This window comes from Diaphorobacter sp. LR2014-1 (assembly GCF_002916785.1).
Classification (GTDB): Bacteria; Pseudomonadota; Gammaproteobacteria; order Burkholderiales; family Burkholderiaceae_C; genus Diaphorobacter; species Diaphorobacter nitroreducens.
Map to the genome: position 1 here is coordinate 191,539 of NZ_MTBE01000002.1, position 17,638 is coordinate 209,176.

The window sequence follows — 17,638 nt, forward strand, 5'->3', positions numbered from 1 at the left end:
CAGCTATCAACACAATAGCAAATGAGTCATCCGGGTGATCCATGGCGCCGTGCGCCACCCACACCCCATGAAACTGGGGCAACCCAGGTCAGGGCCACCGTGCAAGGGCCGCCCCGCCGCGTTCGCGGCGTCCCCCGGGGGGATTGCGCGAAGCGGCTCAGCGAGGTCATGCTTCATTCCCTGCCACGATGGACATGACCGCCATGCGCACCGCGATGCCGAAGGTAACCTGCGGCAGGATCACGGCCTGCGGACCGTCCACCACGGCGGAGTCGATCTCCACGCCGCGGTTGATGGGGCCTGGGTGCATGACGATGGCATCGGGTTTGGCCAGCCGCAGCTTCTCGGGCGTGAGTCCGAAGCTCTTGAAGTACTCTTGGCTGGAAGGCAGCAGCGCACCGCTCATGCGCTCGTTCTGCAGGCGCAGCGTGATCACCACGTCGCAGCCTTTGATGCCTTCCTCCAGGTTGTGGAACACGCGCACGCCCATCTGCGCCATGTCGGAAGGCACCAGCGTGCGTGGGCCCACCACGCGCACCTCGGCCGCGCCCAGGGTGGTCAGGGCATGGATGTCCGATCGCGCCACGCGCGAATGCAGCACGTCGCCCACGATGGCCACCGTGAGGTTGGAGAAGTCCTTCTTGTAATGGCGGATGGTGTACATGTCCAGCAGCCCCTGCGTGGGGTGCGAGTGCCGGCCGTCCCCGGCGTTCACCACGTGCACGTGCGGCGCCACATGCTGTGCGATCAGGTAGGGCGCGCCCGATTCACTGTGGCGCACGACGAAGATGTCCGCCGCCATGGCGCTCAGGTTGTCGATGGTGTCCAGCAGCGTCTCGCCCTTGGCGGTGGAGCTGCGCGCGATATCCAGATTGAACACGTCGGCAGACAGGCGCTTGGCCGCGATCTCGAACGTGGTGCGCGTGCGCGTGCTGTTCTCGAAGAACAGGTTGAACACGCTCTTGCCGCGCAGCAGCGGCACCTTCTTGACCTCGCGCTCCTGGACGCTGACGAAGTTGGTGGCCGTGTCCAGGATGTGCGTGACGATGTCCTTGGGCAGGCCCTCGATCGACAGCAGGTGGATCAGCTCGCCGTTCTTGTTGAGTTGGGGGTTGCGCTTGTACAGCACCGTCAGACCTCTTTGACGTCGAAATGGAAAGCGCCGGCCTCGCTGCGGGCCAGTGCCAGCGATTGCGTGGGCGGCAGCGCCACGCGCGCCGCAGCGAACTCGGCGGCCACCGGCAGCTCGCGGCCGCCGCGGTCCACCAGCACCGCCAGGCGCACGCGCGCCGGGCGGCCGTAGTCGAACAGCTCATTGAGTACGGCGCGGATGGTGCGGCCGGTGTAGAGCACATCGTCCAGCACCAGGATGTCCGCACCATTCACGTCGAACGGCAGCGTGGTCTGCGCGCTGGAGGCCAGGCCCCGCTGGGAGAAATCGTCGCGGTGCATGGCGGACGACAGCACCCCGGCCTGGCCCGGCAAGCCCAGGTCCTTTTGCAGACGCTCGGCCAGCCAAGCACCGCCCGAGGCGATGCCCGCCAAGTAGGTGTCAGATTCGCGCAGCATGCGCACGCCGCGCAGCAGCTCGGCGTACAGCGCCTCGGCATCCAGCGTGAGATGGCCCGGGCGCGTGGCACCCGGCGGGGTCGTAGCAGAACTCATGGCAGGTTCCTCAAAAACTGTTCCAGGATGATGCAGGCCGACGCGGCGTCGGCATCAGCCGCGCCCGCAGAAAGGGCCTCGGTGGTGCTGTAGCGCTCGTCCACCTCGAAGACCGGCAGGCCGAAGCGCCCGCGCAGCTGGCGCGCGAACTTGAGCGCACGGGCGGTGTTCTCATGGGCAGCCCCGTCGGGATGCAGCGGCACGCCCACCACCAGGGCATCGGGCTGCCACTCGCGGATGCGCTCGGCCACCTGGGCGAAGCGGGCATCGCCCTCCGCGCGGATCGTGCCCTGGGGCGTGGCGCTGCGCAGCATGCGCGTACCCACGGCGACGCCGGTGCGCTTGAGCCCGTAATCGAAAGCCAGAAAGGATTGGAAATGCGCGGGGACGACGGCTGGAGCAGGCTGGCCGCTCATGCATGCCCCGCTTCGGGCGACAGCATCCACGACTGCAGGCCCAGCAACCCCAGAGCACGGTCATAGCGCTCTTGCACAGGCGTTTCGAAGATGACCGACACGTCCGCACCCACGGTGAGCCAGCTGTTTTCGGCCAATTCGGACTCCAGTTGGCCTTCGCCCCAGGCCGAGTAGCCCAGCGTCACGAGGACGCGCCGTGGGCCCGCACCATGGGCCAGCGCCTCCAGCACATCCTTGGAAGTGGTCATTTCCAGCCCGCCGGGGATGGTCATCGTGGAGGCGTAGGGCGACTCGTCCTCGCTCTCTTGCGGGCCGCGCATGGCCTCGTGCAGCACGAAGCCGCGCTCGGTCTGTACCGGGCCGCCCTGGAATACCGGCTGCAGCGTGAGATCCTCTCGCCCGAGGGACAGGTCCACCTTCTCGAACAGCCCTTCCAGGCTGATAGGCGTGGGTTTGTTGATGATCAACCCCAGCGCGCCGCGCTCGCTGTGCTCACACAAATACACCACACTGCGCGAAAAAGAGGCATCTTCCACGCCCGGCATGGCGATCAGGAAGTGGTGCGTCAGATTCATGGGCGCGGTATCGGCAGGCATGCGGCAATTTTACGGCCAACCACCGCATCGGCCCGTTATCCGAGGGCATCGCCCCGGCGCACAAAAGACAAGGCCCGGCAGGCGCGCAGCCTGCCGGGCCTGGGTGACACTGGACTGCGTCGCCGTCAGGCGGTCACTGCCTCCGTGTTCAGGCTGGCGTAGTGGCGCACCAGGCTCATCAGTTCCTCGTCGGAGTAGGGCTTGCCCAGGTAGTGGTTCACGCCGAGTTCCATCGCATGGTCGCGGTGCTTCTGCGCAATGCGCGAAGTGATCATGATGATCGGCAGGTCCTGCAGCGCAGCGTCGGAGCGGATGTTGCGCGCGAGATCAAAACCGTCCATGCGCGGCATCTCGATGTCGGACAACACGACCGCGGGGCGCTCTTCCTGCAGGCGCTCCAGCGCCTGCAGGCCGTCGGCCGCCAGGGCCACTCGGTAGCCTTCGCGCTGCAGCAGGCGCTGCGTGACGCGGCGCACGGTGATCGAGTCGTCCACCACCAGGATCAAGGGCACCTGCTGCACCGGCACCAGCAGCGAAGCGGCGGGCGTGCCGCCCTCGGCAGCCACCACCGCGCCGGCTTGGTCCACCGCCGGTGCGTGCGTGGCCGCGCGCACCTGGTCGCCGTACACCGTGGCCAGCGCCACCGGGTTGTAGATCAGCACCACGGTGCCCGAAGCCAGCACGGACATGCCCGCGAGGCCTGGCAGACGCGACAGCTGCGGCCCCAGGTTCTTCACCACGACTTCCTGGTTGCCCAGCACTTCGTCCACGTGCATCGCGACGCGCTGAGACGCGCTGCGCAGGATCACCACGGGGCGGCTCTTGCCCGTGACCTCCGTGCTGCGCGAGGACGACTGGAGCAATGCACCCGCCCAGTAGAAGGGCAGATCCTCCAGGCCATCCGAGAAGGTATGGCTGGCGTAGGCAGCGTCGAGCTCCGTGCCGGAACTACGGCGCACGATCTCCACCAGGTTGGCTGGCACGCCGATGGTCAGGTTGCCCGCGCGCAGCATCACCACCTGGGTCACCGCTGTCGTGAGCGGCAGCACCATGCGGAAGGACGTTCCCTTGCCCGCCTCGGTGGAGGTCTCGATGCGGCCACCCAGGGCATTCACCTCCGAGCGCACCACGTCCATGCCGATACCACGGCCGGAAAGGCCCGTGATCTCCGACGCCGTGGAGAAGCCCGGCATGAAGATCAGGTTGGCCGCCTCGCCATCGCTCAGCTGCGCATCGGGGGCAATCAACCCTTGCGCCACGGCCTTGTCCCGGATGCGGGCGATGTTCAGGCCTGCCCCGTCGTCGCGGAACGCCACCGACACGTCGTTGCCCTCGTGCCGCAAGTCGATGGAGATCGAACCCACAGGAGCCTTGCCGGCAGCGGCACGCATCTCGGGTTCCTCGATGCCGTGCCCCACGCAGTTGCGCAGCAGGTGCTCGAACGCAGGGGTCATGCGGTCCAGCACGCCGCGGTCCATCTCGATGGAACCACCCGAAATGTCCAGCTTGATCTGCTTGCCGGTTTCCTTGGATGCCTGGCGCACCACCGCATAGAGGCGTTCCGAGATGCCCTCGAACTCCACCATGCGCGTGCGCAGCAGATCGCGTTGCAACTCACGTGCCTGGCGGCCCTGGGCGATCAGATCGTCTTCGGCGTCTTCCATCGCACGCTGCATGTTGCGCTGCACGGTGGCCACGTCGTTGACCGACTCCGCCATCATGCGTGTCAGTTCCTGAACGCGGGTGAAGCGGTCGAATTCCAGCGGGTCGAAGCCCGCCGCCATGTCCTTGGACAGTGCCAAGCGGGACTGCATCTGCGATTCCGCCTGTACCTCGATGTCACGCAACTGCTGGCGCAGGCGCTCCAAGTTGCCCGACAAATCGGTCAGCGAACTGCGCAGTTGCGACATGCGCACGTCCAGCCGCGAACGCGCGATCATCACTTCGCCCGCCTGGTTCACCAGCCGGTCGAGCAGTTGCGAACGCACGCGCACGGAATGCCCACCTGCCGCACGCAGGGGGGCCGGCGCAGGGGCTGCACCCAACGGCGCACGCAACGCAACGGGCGGAGCGAGCGGCTGGGAAAGCCCTGGCGCGGGAGCGGATTGGACCACCTCTGCGTCCTGTCCATGCTCAGCGGCCGGTGCCACCGGCTCCGCTCCAGTTGCGCGCAGCGCGTCGAAACTCGCCTGCAATGCGTCGAAGTTGACCAGCAAGGGCTCAATGTCTGCGGCCGCCACGGTTTCCGTGTCGATCTGCTCCACGGCCGTTTCCATGCGGTGCGCCATTTCGCCAAGCCGCATCGCGCCTGCCAGGCGCGCACTGCCCTTGAGGGTGTGCAGGGCGCGCAGCAGTTCGCTGCGTGCGCCCAGGTTCTCCGGCCGGGACGACCACTGGCGCAACGCCCCACCCAGCGTGGGCAGCAGTTCAACCGCTTCCTCCTCGAAAATGGGGAACAGATCGGGGTCGATGTTGTCCATCGCATCGATGTCGTCATCGATATCGACGGTGGTCGACACGGCAGGCGCGACAGTATCGCCAATCACGCGGTCGCGGCCTACGGGGAGCGTAGGCGCCACCACGGGCGATGGGGCAGTCGGCTCGTCGACGGCCGTCGCATGCGCCGTGCCCTGAGGCGTTGCCGGAGCCGGCTCCAGCGTCTCAAATGCCTGTGCCTGTGCCTGTGCCTGTGCCTCTGCCTGTGCCTGTGCCTGTGCCTGTGCCTGTGCCTCTGCCTCGGCGAAAGCACGGTCTTCCAGCGACACCATGCCGCTGATCACTTCGGTCTGCAGGATCTCGTTGAGCTGTTCCAGCACCGAGGCGCTGGGCTCCTTCAGGAAGCCTGCGGCGAATTGGTGCAGCAACCTCCGGATGTCCTCGGCAGCGGCGTTGAATGCCTGCGCATGCTCGGGGAGACCCTGCTGCAGCAGTTGAACATGCTGCAGCGTATGTTCCAGGGTACGCGCAAGATTGGACAGTGCCGAGAACCCGACAGTGGCAGAGCTGCCTGCCAGCGAGTGCGCCAGCGCCACCGCGCTGTCCGGCAGCGGCTGGTGCAATTCCAGCGACCATTCCTGCAACGCAGTCACGAGGCGGCGCGACCATTCGTCGGCCTCGTTGAGGTACACGTTGTACAGCGGTATGCCGATGCGCAGGTGCTCGATGACCTTGACCGCTTCGTCGACCGCTTCCTCCACCGGACCGTCCGTCCCAACCGCGGTTTCGGCGGCTTGCGCAGACGGTACGTCCGCCGCTGGCTCCTCGTCCAGGATGAACTCGGGTTGGACGCCATCCGTGCCGATAAAGAATGTCTCGTCCTGCCGCACCGCGGATGCGTTATCCGCCGGCTCCGCCACCGTGTCAGCCGCTACTGTTGAAGCGGGTTGGCCGACCTCCTGCGCTGGCGCATCGGTGGCTTGCAGCGCAGCCTCGAACAGGGAGAAATCCACCTCCTCCGTCACCGTCTCGGGAGCTGCGGGCACCTCCTCCACCGGCAACACGGCCTGGTCGGCCTCATCCGCATCGATGAAGGTGTCGACAAAGTCGCCGCCCACTTCCTCATGGCCCGCCGTCGCGTCCTGAGACGGCACGTCGACATCCGGCAGCACCAGATCAAACTCCAGCGCGGCAGCGTTGGCGTGGGCGTCAACCGCTTCGAGCGGTGCAGGCGGTTCAATGGCAAATGCTTGTGGTTCGGCCGCGGGCTCCGGAAGGTCTGGCACCGACAACACGGGCTCGTCAGGCAGCAGCGGTTCTGCGGGCACTTGCGGCGCCAAGGCCGCAGTGGTGTCCGCGGAGTCGGATGAGGGCACGCCCAGTGGCAGCAGCGTGCCATCCGTGCGCATCGCATCCGCCGCAACCCGGAAGGCTTCGGCCTTCCACGGGTCCGCAGCTCCTGCTGCGATGTCATCGGCCCATCGACCAAAGGCGCCCAACGCCTCGGAGGAGAGTTGCAGCAGCGCGTCCTTGATGGGTTTTTGCTCGGCCAGCCAGGCATTGAGCGTCTGCTCCATGGACCACGCGGCTTCACCAAATTCGTTCAGTCCCACCATGCGCGAGCTACCCTTGAGGGTATGGAAGGCTCGCCGCAGCGTGGTCTGCTCGCTCAGGTCGCCCGGTGCAGCACGCAGCGCGTCGATGGCCGACAAGCCGGTGGCGACAACTTCGCGCGCCTCTTCCAGGAAGATGTCGAGCAGTTCATCCTCGCCATCGTCCTCCGGCAGGGCTGCGGCAGCGACGTTGCTCGAAGGAACCACTGGAAGCGCGGGCTCTTCCGGAGCGGCCACCGCCGAAACGGCGCCTTCCGACGTCGCCACGTCCACGTCAAGCAGCGAAAAATCAATGTCCGCCAGTGCAGACGGCGTGGCGCTCTCGACCACAGCCGCAGCCGCGGGTTCGGGTGCGTCGGGGAATGGGAGCTCCAACGCGGGCACGGCTGGCGCTTCCTGATCATGCGCGCCCGGATGAGGCAGTTGCGCACGCGCCCGCCCCATGAGGACACGCAACTCGCCCAGCTCTTCGTCGTAAACGAAGAGCTTGCGCGCCATGGCACGCTGATAGCTCAGCATGTCGATGAGAAAGCCCAGCGCTCCCAGGCTGTTGCCCAGTTTCTCGAAAACCTGCGGGCGCTCTTCCTCGGGCAGGTCGTTGGTCAGCATGCGCTCGACCGTGTCGCGCATGCGCACCACGGCCAAGGAGGCCTGATCCAGTCCCAGCACGGACAGCACGCCGCGCATCTGCTGCAAGCTGCCAGGCACGGAGGCAAGCAGGGTCATGTCTTCCGGGCTGCGGAAGAACTGGTCCATGGACTTCTCTGCCTCTGCCAGAGTCGCACGCAGTTCACCGACCACGCTACCCATGGTCTGGTGGTCACTGACGCGGCGATACAGCTCTTCCATCCAGGGTTCAAGAGGTTGCGATTCCCCGCCGGCAACCACGCTGTCCAGTCGCTCGGACAGCCGCGCAGCTCGCTCCGCCATGTACTGCTGGGCGGCATCCAGCTCCTCGAAGGACGCCTGCAGATACAGCACAGAGGTGGCCACTTCCATGGCCAGCGCTGCCGAAGGAGGCTCGCCCGACCGTGTGGTGGCCTCCAGGGCACGCGTCAGGGCCAGTGCCAGGCTTTCGCTGTCCGGGTGCAGTTTGCGCAATGAATCGCACACCAGGCTGAACTGGTCCGCTGCCGGTTTGAGCTTGTTGCGGTCTCCACCCGCAAGTGCGGACCAGGTTTCCGTGGCCGCGGCAATGCGCTTGCGCGCCTGCGCAAGAATGGCAGGGTCGAAAAGACCGAAGCGCGGCTGGTCATAGTCCACCGGCTGGTAGCGATTCAAATCAAACGCGCGCCGCACGGCCGTCAGTACCGGCATGCGGGAAGCTGCATCCGCCGTCGCAGGCACCACGGCCTGGGCGCAGAAGAACAGAAGATCCTGCACCAGACGGTCGCTGATCGCCGTGTCCCCCTTGGCCAAGGTGGCGTATTGCATCAGCACGCGCGAAGCGACGCGCTTGGCATACAGGTCCGGATTGAGTGCCTGCTGCGCCAACGCCTCGAAAAAGCCTGCACAGATCTTCCAGAAAGCGCGAGCCTGGCGGTCGGTCTGCGCCGCAGCGAAGCCCAGGCAGGTTGTCTGCATGTCTGCAGCGGCGCCCGGGTCCGCATTCTTCACCAGCCGCAGTACCGCGCTGTCCAGCCGCGCACGCGCTTCCGATCCATAGGGCAGCGGCGCAGCGGCAACCGGCACGTCAGGATCATGGAAGCGCCGCTCCACGGGCCACAAGTCCGCTGGATGCACCCGCTCGCCCCCCGCCAGCGTCTGCGCCTCGCGGTACTGGGGAAACAGCGCCACCGGCGACACGGACTTGCCTGCGAGCACATGCTCCAGGTATTCGATTAAGGCAAAGCTGGCGCGCTCGATGACGGCCGCTGCATCATCGCTGCAGGTCTCCGGCCGCTGAACGAACCGCTGGACCGCCGTTTCCATGGCGCGCAACACCAGGGCCGGAGGCGCCATGCCCACCATCTCCAGCGCGCCGCTGGCCTGGTGGAGTTGCTGGCGTGCGATGCGCAAGGGCCCCGCGTCCAGTGAGGCGAGATCGGACTCCCGCGCTATCTCGGCATCGCGCACGAAACGGCGCATGGCCTTGACGGCACCATCCAAGGATTTGCGCAGTTCATCGAGCACCCATGCGAGCGGCCCAAGATCCTGCTCGCCCTGGGCCCAATCGGCGCCCTGTGCGTTTGCGGCGTCAACAGATGACATGGATTCGTCCCCGGCTGATCCGGAGCAAGTTCGTTAATGGAAGACGTCAGGCAATCTTGAATCGCGCCACCGACTGGCGCAGTTCCTCGGCCACGTGAGACAGTTCACGCACCTGCTGCGCAGTCGTACGGGTACCTTCTCCGGTCTGCTCCGTCACCGCAAAAATATGCTGGATGTTGTCTGCCACGCCGTTGGCGAGGTCCGCTTCGCGGGAGGCTGACGATGAGATCTGCTCAATCAGCTCGGCCAGCCGCCGCGACACGCGGTCGATCTCCGAAAGCGCCGTTCCTGCGCTGTCCGATAGACGCGCTCCTTCCACCACGCCCTGGGTGGAACGCTCCATAGCGGCCACCGCGTCCTGGGTGTCGGTCTGAATGGCCTTCACGAGCGCCGAGATCTGGCGCGTGGCGTCTGCGGAGCGCTCCGCGAGACGCTGCACTTCTTCCGCCACCACCGAGAAGCCGCGACCGGCTTCACCGGCAGAGGCAGCCTGGATGGCCGCGTTCAGAGCCAGCACGTTGGTCTGCTCGGTAATGTCCGAGATCAGCTCGGTGATTTCGCCAATCTCCTGGGATGACTCGCCCAGGCGCTTGATGCGCTTGGACGTATCCTGGATCTGGTCGCGGATGGCGTTCATACCACCGATGGCGTTTTGCACGGCCTGCAGACCCTGGTCGGCGGCCTGCAGCGACTGGCGGGCCACCGAGGCGGATTCCTGCGCTTGCGAAGACACGTCGTTAATACGCCTTGCCATCTCGAGCACCGAACGGCCCGTTTCACGGATTTCTCGCAGCTGCTCGGTGGACGCTGCGAGCAGCTCCGTGGAGGTGTTGTCCACCATGGCCGTCGTCTGCGCCACCCGGGTTGCCGTCTTCTGCACGCTGCCCACCAGTTGGCGCAGTTCTTCCACCGTGTAGTTCACCGAGTCGGCGATGGCGCCCGTGATGTCCTCCGTCACGGTGGCTTCCTGCGTCAGGTCCCCTTCAGCGACCGATTGCAGTTCGTTCATCAGTCGCAGAATGGCCGCCTGGTTGGCGTCGTTGATGCGCTTGGCTTCCTGTTCCTGGCGCTTGGCATCACGCTGCTGCGCTTCGGCCGTGGCTTGGCGGCTGCGGCTGTCCAGCAGCTGCACGCGCGAAATACCCACGCCGCACAGCAGCACGAAGATACCGGCCACGGCGAGCGCGGCGAACTGGCCCGCCCCCATGCCCGATTGTGCCGACAGCTTGCTTTGCAGACCTTCCAGTTGACGGCGCAGCGGTTCGCTGTCTGCCAGGATGGCCGACTGCGCCTCACGTGCGGATACCAGACCCTGGAGGTTGCCCAGGATGGCGCCGGCTTGCGTACGCATCTGCTCATACAGCTTGATGAGCGACTCCAGTTGCTCGCGGGTTTGGGCGTCGCGGGTGGCAGCCAGGCGGAGGTCGGCGCTACCGTCCAGCATGCCCTGTGCGATTTCCTTGAAGGAGTTCAAGTCCTTGCCCAGCAGGAACACCGCCTCGGGGCTCACGCCCTCCGTCGTTTGGAACTCGTTAGCCGACTTGCCGATACGCTGGGTCAACATCACCAGCTGGCCTGCGGCAGAAATCTCGGAGGCCGGCGCATTTTGCTGAAGCTTCAGGGACGAGACCGTCTCCGCGATCTCCAGCAGGTCCGAGGACTGGCGGTTGATGGTACGCAGAGCGTCGCCCACCTGCGTCAGGATCTTTTGCTGACCCATCACCACGCCCGCGTTGCGCTCGGCACGCTCCACCAACGGCGTGATGGCATCCAGTTCGGGGCGGAAAGGCTCACCCAGTGCCTGCACATCCAGTTCGTTGTCGCCGCCGTTGAGTGCGCGCACGTTGCGCGCCAGCACGCCCGAGCTCTCCACCACGTCGGGAAAGGCCTGGGGGCTGCCCACCAAGGCCTGCGACACGGACTTTGCAAGCCGCTGCGACTGCATCAGCGACTGGCCGGTCGCCGTGAGCTGCTGCGCCGAGCGGTTGGCTTGCTGCAGAACCCAACCGGCAATCAAGGCGAGCACCACCAAGCCAACACCCAGCAGCATCAGCAGGCGGCGCTGGTGGACGGCAGTGGTTGCGCGGCCCAGCAGAGGCAGCGAGACCAAGTCTTCATCCGCAAACTCCCCTTCGGGGTACTGCGCCGCATCGCCCGGATCGCCCTGCACGCTGGCCATGCCATCGGTCTGGTACGCATCGGCAAGCAGGCCGCCCGCCGGGTCCTGCGCCAAGTCAGCGGGGTTCAGCTCAGCATCCGGGTCGGCGGGCTTGCGGTTAAACAATTTTCCAAATGGATTGACGACGGACATGGTGCTGCCTTACAGAAATAATCAAGCGCTGATGCTGAGAAAAGCGGGATGCTGGGAAAGAGCGTGCAGGTTCAATTCCTGCCAACGCGTGCCCTGTGCATCAAGATAGGTGGTGCCGAAATAGGGGGGCGCATCGGCCTCCGGCGGCTCGGAGGCGACGAAGGCCTCCATTCCCCGCAGGCCGGACAGCCGGTCCACGAGCAAGGCGGCATTCACGTCCAGCGCACCATTGAAGGCCAGCAGGCTGGATTCTGCCAAGGCCTGCTCCGTGCGCATCTGCGCGGCGCCAAGGAGGCCCGCCAGATCCACCACGCCGGTGAGCGCGCCACGCAGGTTGGCCACGCCCAGGAACCACGGTTGGGTATACGGAACGGGCTGCACCCCGCCCCAAGGGAAGATCTCCCCCGATTGTCCAAGAGGGAGAAGGAAATAGCGTCCGGCAGACTCCACGGCCAACCAGGACGACACGGACACACCCTCGCCTCTGGCAGCCTGCAGCCGGGCGGCAAGTCGTGTCTGTAGCTCTTTCAGGGCTTCGCGGTTAGCCATGGGTATGCAGCCGGCCTCAGTTCAGCGCGTCGATCTTGGCCTGCAGTTCTGCAGGATCGACTGGCTTGGTGATGTAGCCGCGCGCGCCCTGGCGCATGCCCCACACGCGATCGGTTTCCTGGTTCTTGCTCGTGCACATGATGATGGGCACATCCGCATACTGCGGATCGCGGGTAATGGCACGGGTCAGCTGGAAACCGTTTTGGCCGGGCATGACCACGTCCATCAGGATCAGGTCCGGCTTTTCCTCGGCCAGACGGCGAAATGCCTCTTCGGCATTCTCGGCAGTACGCACTTGCATGCCCTTTTTCTGCAGCAAGTCGGTCAGAAACATCAACTCGGTCTTCGAGTCGTCCACGACCAAAACTTTCTGAATCGGCATTACAAAACTCCTTATTGGGCATTTCCAAATTGCTGCACAGCCTGCAGCAACTGGTCTTTGGTAAATGGTTTGGTCAGATATTCCTGGCAACCGACCATACGGCCGCGCGCCTTATCGAAAACCCCGTCCTTGGATGAAAGCATTACCACGGGCGTATCAGCAAAGCGCGCGTTGCGTTTGATGATGGCGCAGGTCTGATAACCATCCAGCTTGGGCATGAGGATGTCGCAGAAAATCAGCTGAGGCTGGTAATCATTGACTTTGGCCAAGGCATCGAAACCATCGTCGGCCAATAAAACCTCGTGCCCTCCCTGCTTGAGGAAAATTTCGGCGCTGCGCCGTATGGTATTGCTGTCGTCCACCACCAGGACACGGAAGGTGGGACCGGTCGTCGTCGTAGCCAATTTCTCACTGCTCCTGAGGAACGAAAAAACAACGCTGGCAGGAGCCGCGCCTCAAATCTCGACCATCTCGAAGTCTTCCTTGCGGGCGCCGCATTCGGGACAGGTCCAGTTCATGGGAACGTCTGCCCAGCGGGTGTTGGGGGCAATGCCGTGCTCGGGGCAGCCCGCAGCTTCGTCATATATCCAACCGCAAATCAAACACATCCAAGTTTTTGGGTCCGTCACAGCTTAAGGGGCCTTCACATAGAATGCAACGATTGTATCTAGTCATCACCGCCGGATGCAGCTTTCGTGCCACCGGTTACGCTGGCACCCACCCATGCAATCGAATACCCCTTCAGCACCCGACAGCCAAAGCTTGACGGCGGATGACAGCGAATCCACCGCCCCCACCATCTGCGTGATGGTTTTCAATGCAAACGACCCCAGCGGCGCCGGAGGATTGGCGGCCGATATTTCGGCGGTGTCCTCGGTCGGGGGGCATGTCGCGCCGGTGGTGACCGGGACCTATGTGCGTGACAGCGCCGAGATATTCGACCATTACGCCTTCGAAGACGAGACGGTCGCCGAACAGGCCCGCGCCGTGCTGGAAGACATGCCGCTGCACGCGATCAAGGTCGGCTTCGTGGGGAGCCCCGAGAACCTGAGCGCCATCTCCGAGATCGCCGCCGACTATGCGGACGTGCCCGTCATCGCCTTCATGCCAGACCTGTCGTGGTGGCAGGACGACCTGATCGACCAGTACCACGACGCCTTCCGCGAGCTGTTGCTGCCGCAGACATCGGTGTTGGTTGGAAACCACAGCACCCTGTGGCGCTGGCTGCTGCCGGACTGGGGCAGTGAGCGCCCACCCTCGGCACGCGACCTGGCCATGGCAGTCGCGGAGATAGGCGTGCCCTACCTATTGGTGACCGGCATTCCCGCGGCGGAGCGGCATATCGACAATGTGCTCGCCTCACCGCAAACGGTGCTGGGCAGCGGGCGCTTCGAACGCTTTGAAGTGACTTTCATCGGAGCGGGCGACACCCTGTCGGCCACCCTGGCGGCGCTCATTGCCACCGGCAGCGACCTGGGCGAGGCCACGAGCGAAGCGCTCACTTACCTGGACGGCTGCCTGCAGCACGGATTCCGCCCCGGCATGGGCCATGTGCTGCCCGACCGCATGTTCTGGGCCCAGCCCGACGACGAGGACACCGACGACGACGTATCTCCCTCCGCGGTCGTGGAGGGCTTCGATTTGCCACCCCATGACACACAACACTGACCTCAATCTCCCCCTTTTCGAACGCGCCAAGGCGCTCATCCCCGGCGGCGTGAATTCGCCGGTGCGCGCCTTCCGCGCCGTGGGCGGCACGCCCCGCTTCATCACGCGTGCCCAGGGCGCCTACATGTGGGACGCCAACGGCCAGCGCTTCATCGACTACATCGGCTCCTGGGGACCCATGATCCTGGGCCATGGCCACCCCGCCGTGCTGGAGTCCGTGCAGAAAGCAGCCCTGGAGGGCTTCAGCTTCGGCGCGCCGACCGAGCGTGAAGTGGAGCTGGCCGAAGAGATCATCCGCCACGTGCCTTCCATGGAGATGATCCGCCTGGTCAGCTCGGGCACCGAGGCCGGCATGAGCGCCATCCGCCTCGCGCGCGGCGCCACCCGGCGCAACAAGATCATCAAGTTCAACGGCTGCTACCACGGCCATGCCGACTCGCTGCTGGTCAAGGCCGGCTCGGGCCTGGCCACCTTCGGCCACGCCACCAGCGCCGGCGTGCCGCAAGAGGTGGTGCAGCACACCCTGGTGCTGGAATACAACGACGTGGCCCAACTGGAGGAGGCCTTCACGCTGCACGGCCCCGACGTCGCCTGCGTGATCATGGAGCCCATTGCCGGCAACATGAACTTCGTGCGCGCCAGCGTGCCCTTCATGCGCCGCGCGCGCGAGCTGTGCACGCAGCACGGCGCGTTGCTGGTCATCGACGAGGTCATGACCGGCTTTCGCGTGGCGCTGGGCGGGGCGCAAAGCCTGTACGCCCAGGTCATCCCGGACTTCAAGCCGGACATCACCGTGCTCGGCAAGGTCATCGGCGGCGGCATGCCGCTGGCGGCCTTCGGCGGCTCGCGCGCCGTGATGGAGCAGCTTGCGCCGCTGGGCCCGGTCTACCAGGCGGGCACGCTGTCGGGCAACCCGGTGGCCACGGCCTGCGGACTGGCCACGCTGCGCGAGATCGCCAAGCCCGGTTTCTACGACGCCCTGGGCGCCCGCACCCGCGCCCTGATCGACGGCCTCGCGGGCGCTGCCAGCGCTGCGGGTGTGCCGTTCTGCGGCGACACCCAGGGCGGCATGTTCGGCTTCTTCCTGCTGCCGCAACTGCCGCAGAACTACCCCGAGGTGCTCAACACCGACGGCATGCGCTTCAACACGCTGTTCCACGGCCTGCTGGACGGCGGCGTCTACATTGCCCCGGCGCTCTACGAAGCCGGCTTTGTGAGTGCCGCCCACACCGAGCAGGACATCGCCGACACCGTGGCCGTGGCGCGCGACGTGTTCCAAAAGCTATAGTTTTCATAGCTTCCAGCGCTTGATGGGAGGGCGCTGGAGGCATAAAACGTACTTACTCCCCCGCGACCATCCTTGCGGGTGACCGGCGGATGGGCGCACTGACGCGTGCGCGACGGTGGTTCATGAAACCGTCATCCCTTGCTGCGAGCCTTGGCGGGTTCATCACCTTTCACCCGCCCGCCATGCAGCGACACGACGATTCCAAGCCCCTCACCAACCTCCTGCAGGCTGCGCACGCCAGCACCCCGCCCGCCGCAGACGGCGGGCGCCGTCGTTTCGTGCGGCAGATCACGCTGGGCGCCGCCGCGCTGGGCACCCTGCCCCTGGCGGCCTGTGGCGGCGGCGACGATGACGCACCCGCCGTACAGTTCGCGCACGGCGTGGCCAGCGGCGACCCGCTGGCCGACCGCGTCATGCTCTGGACGCGCGTCACGCCGCCCGCCGACTTCAGCGCCGAGATCCCCGTGCAGTGGGAGGTGGCCAGCGACGCCGCCTTCGCCAGCATCGTGGCGCGCGGCGAGTTGCGCACCAGCGCCGCGCGCGACTACACGGTCAAGGTGGACGCCACGGGCCTGAAGCCCGCCACCGCCTACCACTACCGCTTCAAGGCTTTCGAGGCCATCTCGCCCACGGGACGCACCCGCACCCTGCCCACGGGCAGCGTGGCCCAGGTGAAGCTGGCCGTGTTCTCGTGCGCCAACTACCCGGCCGGCTACTTCAACGTGTACGCCGATGCCGCCCGGCGCGGCGACCTGGACGCCACCGTGCACCTGGGCGACTACCTCTACGAATACGGCCAGGGCGGCTACGCCTCGGGCAACGCGGCGGCGCTGAGCCGACTGTCCCAGCCGGCCAACGAGATCCTGAGCCTGGCCGACTACCGCACGCGCCATGCCCAGTACCGGACCGATGCCGACCTGCAGGCGCTGCACGCCGCCGCGCCCATGATCGCCGTGTGGGACGACCACGAGATCGCCAACGACACCTGGATGAACGGCGCGGAAAACCACCAAGCCGCCGAAGGCAGCTTCTCCGCGCGCAAGGCCGTGGCGCTGCAGGCCTACCACGAGTGGATGCCCACACGCAACGCGCAGCCGGACGTCATCTACCGCAGCTTCGCCTTCGGCAACCTGCTGGCGCTGCACATGCTGGACACGCGCGTGGTGGGACGCGATGCGCAGGTCGACTACACCGCCTTCTTCAAGCCCGGCGGCTTCGACGCAGCGGGCTTCACCGCGGCCGTGGGCAATCCCGCGCGCCAGTTGCTGGGCACCGCGCAGACGCAATGGCTACAGCAGCAGATGGCCGCCTCCAGCGCTACCTGGCAGGTACTGGGCCAGCAGGTGCTGATGGGCCGCATGAACATCCCCGCGCCCATCCTCATGGAAACGCTGCAGCCGGGCAGCGGCGTGACGGTGTCGCGCTACGCGGCCATCGTCGCCAAGGCGCGCACGGCGCCCGCCACGCTCACGCCGGAGGAGCAAGCCATCCTGGCGCAGCCCTCCATCCCCTACAACCTGGATGCGTGGGACGGCTACCAGGCCGCCCGCGAGACGGTGCTGGGCATGGCCCGCGCCATGAACAAGAACCTGGTGGTGCTGGCGGGCGACACGCACAATGCCTGGGCCAGCGAGCTGAACGACATGAACGGCAACCCCGTGGGCGTGGAGTTCGCCACCTCGTCGGTGAGCTCGCCCGGCTTCGAGGAATACCTGCCCAATGAAAACCCGGCCACGCTGTCGGCGGCGCTGCTGCAGCTGGTGGAGCCGCTCAAGTACTGCGACACCGCGCGCCGCGGCTACATGGTGGTGACCGCCACGGCCACCGAATGCCGTGCGCAGTGGGTGTACGTGAACACCATCACCAGCCGCCAGTTCACCACCAGCGCCGAGACCACGCTGGCCGTACAGGCCGGCACGCCGGGCCGCCTGCTGAAGGTGTGAGCGGGACGGCGCAAGCGGTGCCGCCGTCCACGCGAGGGTTTACAGCATTTTTTGACTCTAACGCCCGTCCAATAAGCGCCAACAGCTATTGATTCAATAGCGCACCACCCTCGGCGGGCGGCAGCGCCAGCAGCCACTGCGCCATCTGCAGGGCCTGTGCCTCGGTGATCTGGGGATGGCGCGGCATCAGCGTGCGGCCCCATACGCCCACGCTGCCCTCGCGGATCCTGCCGGCCAGGTACGCAGGCGCATCACTGCGGCCGGCGTAGCGCGCGGCGATCTGGCGAAAGCCCGGGCCCACGGCGTGCCGCTCCAGGCCGTGGCAGCGCAGGCAATCCGATGCCTCGACCAGCGCGCGGCCCGCGGCCCGTTCCGGGTGCACCTGCTGGGCGGCGTCCAGCGCCTGGGCTGCGGGCCCCGGCTGCAGGATGCGCCAGCCCACGTTGAGCACGCCCAGCACCACCAGCACCATGAACACCACCAGCGCCCAGCCCAGCCAGCGGGGCCGGGGCAGCGGTGTGTCGTCGTGCAGCGGGTCTGGGTCCACCGGCATGCGGCGT

Annotated in this window: 14 protein-coding genes; 3 read left to right on the top strand and 11 right to left on the bottom strand. The window is 66.2% G+C overall.

From position 1 onward, the window contains the following. Positions 1 to 166: 166 nt before the first annotated feature. The 10 genes from BV908_RS02825 to BV908_RS02870 all read right to left on the bottom strand — a co-directional run bounded on the left by BV908_RS02825 (position 167) and on the right by BV908_RS02870 (position 12,787). The gene (locus BV908_RS02825; protein WP_011806667.1) at positions 167 to 1,129 is read right to left on the bottom strand and encodes an aspartate carbamoyltransferase catalytic subunit; all 963 of its coding nucleotides are present in this window, start codon (positions 1,127 to 1,129) and stop codon (positions 167 to 169) included. Between the two features lie 2 nt (positions 1,130 to 1,131). Beyond that, complete coding sequence (gene pyrR, locus BV908_RS02830) at positions 1,132 to 1,665, bottom strand: bifunctional pyr operon transcriptional regulator/uracil phosphoribosyltransferase PyrR (protein WP_011806668.1); 534 nt, start codon at positions 1,663 to 1,665, stop codon at positions 1,132 to 1,134. Next, the gene (ruvX, locus tag BV908_RS02835; RefSeq protein ID WP_015914192.1) at positions 1,662 to 2,081 is read right to left on the bottom strand and encodes a Holliday junction resolvase RuvX; all 420 of its coding nucleotides are present in this window, start codon (positions 2,079 to 2,081) and stop codon (positions 1,662 to 1,664) included. Before ruvX ends, pyrR begins: the two co-directional genes overlap by 4 nt. Next, positions 2,078 to 2,677 carry a YqgE/AlgH family protein gene (locus tag BV908_RS02840; protein ID WP_011806670.1) on the bottom strand — a complete coding sequence of 200 codons (600 nt, stop codon included), beginning with the start codon at positions 2,675 to 2,677 and terminating at the stop codon, positions 2,078 to 2,080. Before BV908_RS02840 ends, ruvX begins: the two co-directional genes overlap by 4 nt. A gap of 125 nt (positions 2,678 to 2,802) precedes the next feature. Next, positions 2,803 to 8,937: an Hpt domain-containing protein gene (locus BV908_RS02845; RefSeq protein WP_103737153.1), complete on the bottom strand. Its 6,135-nt coding sequence runs from the start codon at positions 8,935 to 8,937 to the stop codon at positions 2,803 to 2,805. A gap of 46 nt (positions 8,938 to 8,983) precedes the next feature. Beyond that, positions 8,984 to 11,248 (bottom strand): methyl-accepting chemotaxis protein, encoded by a 2,265-nt coding sequence (locus BV908_RS02850; RefSeq protein WP_103737154.1) that lies wholly within the window; start codon positions 11,246 to 11,248, stop codon positions 8,984 to 8,986. A 21-nt stretch (positions 11,249 to 11,269) separates the two neighbouring features. Next, entirely contained in the window at positions 11,270 to 11,797 is a 528-nt protein-coding gene (locus BV908_RS02855; protein ID WP_011806673.1) for a chemotaxis protein CheW, read from the bottom strand. A 16-nt stretch (positions 11,798 to 11,813) separates the two neighbouring features. After that, positions 11,814 to 12,179, bottom strand: a complete 366-nt coding sequence (locus BV908_RS02860) for a response regulator (protein ID WP_011806674.1) — start codon at positions 12,177 to 12,179, stop codon at positions 11,814 to 11,816. An 11-nt stretch (positions 12,180 to 12,190) separates the two neighbouring features. Continuing rightward, positions 12,191 to 12,583, bottom strand: coding sequence for a response regulator (locus BV908_RS02865; protein WP_015914196.1), 393 nt, complete (start codon positions 12,581 to 12,583; stop codon positions 12,191 to 12,193). A gap of 51 nt (positions 12,584 to 12,634) precedes the next feature. Continuing rightward, positions 12,635 to 12,787 carry a rubredoxin gene (locus tag BV908_RS02870; protein WP_011806676.1) on the bottom strand — a complete coding sequence of 51 codons (153 nt, stop codon included), beginning with the start codon at positions 12,785 to 12,787 and terminating at the stop codon, positions 12,635 to 12,637. A 115-nt stretch (positions 12,788 to 12,902) separates the two neighbouring features. Between BV908_RS02870 and BV908_RS02875 the strand changes: the two genes are divergently transcribed. The 3 genes from BV908_RS02875 (at position 12,903) to BV908_RS02885 (ending at position 17,078) form a co-directional block, all read left to right on the top strand. Further along, positions 12,903 to 13,847: a bifunctional hydroxymethylpyrimidine kinase/phosphomethylpyrimidine kinase gene (locus BV908_RS02875; protein ID WP_011806677.1), complete on the top strand. Its 945-nt coding sequence runs from the start codon at positions 12,903 to 12,905 to the stop codon at positions 13,845 to 13,847. Continuing rightward, a complete protein-coding gene (hemL, locus tag BV908_RS02880; RefSeq protein WP_103737155.1) occupies positions 13,831 to 15,135 on the top strand; it encodes a glutamate-1-semialdehyde 2,1-aminomutase in 1,305 nt (434 codons plus the stop codon). The genes BV908_RS02875 and hemL overlap by 17 nt, the downstream gene beginning before the upstream one ends. A gap of 182 nt (positions 15,136 to 15,317) precedes the next feature. Further along, positions 15,318 to 17,078 (top strand): alkaline phosphatase D family protein, encoded by a 1,761-nt coding sequence (locus BV908_RS02885; protein ID WP_103737156.1) that lies wholly within the window; start codon positions 15,318 to 15,320, stop codon positions 17,076 to 17,078. Between the two features lie 85 nt (positions 17,079 to 17,163). Here BV908_RS02885 and BV908_RS02890 read toward each other — a convergent pair whose 3' ends face one another. Next, positions 17,164 to 17,631, bottom strand: coding sequence for a c-type cytochrome (locus BV908_RS02890; protein WP_103737157.1), 468 nt, complete (start codon positions 17,629 to 17,631; stop codon positions 17,164 to 17,166). Positions 17,632 to 17,638 lie beyond the last annotated feature (7 nt).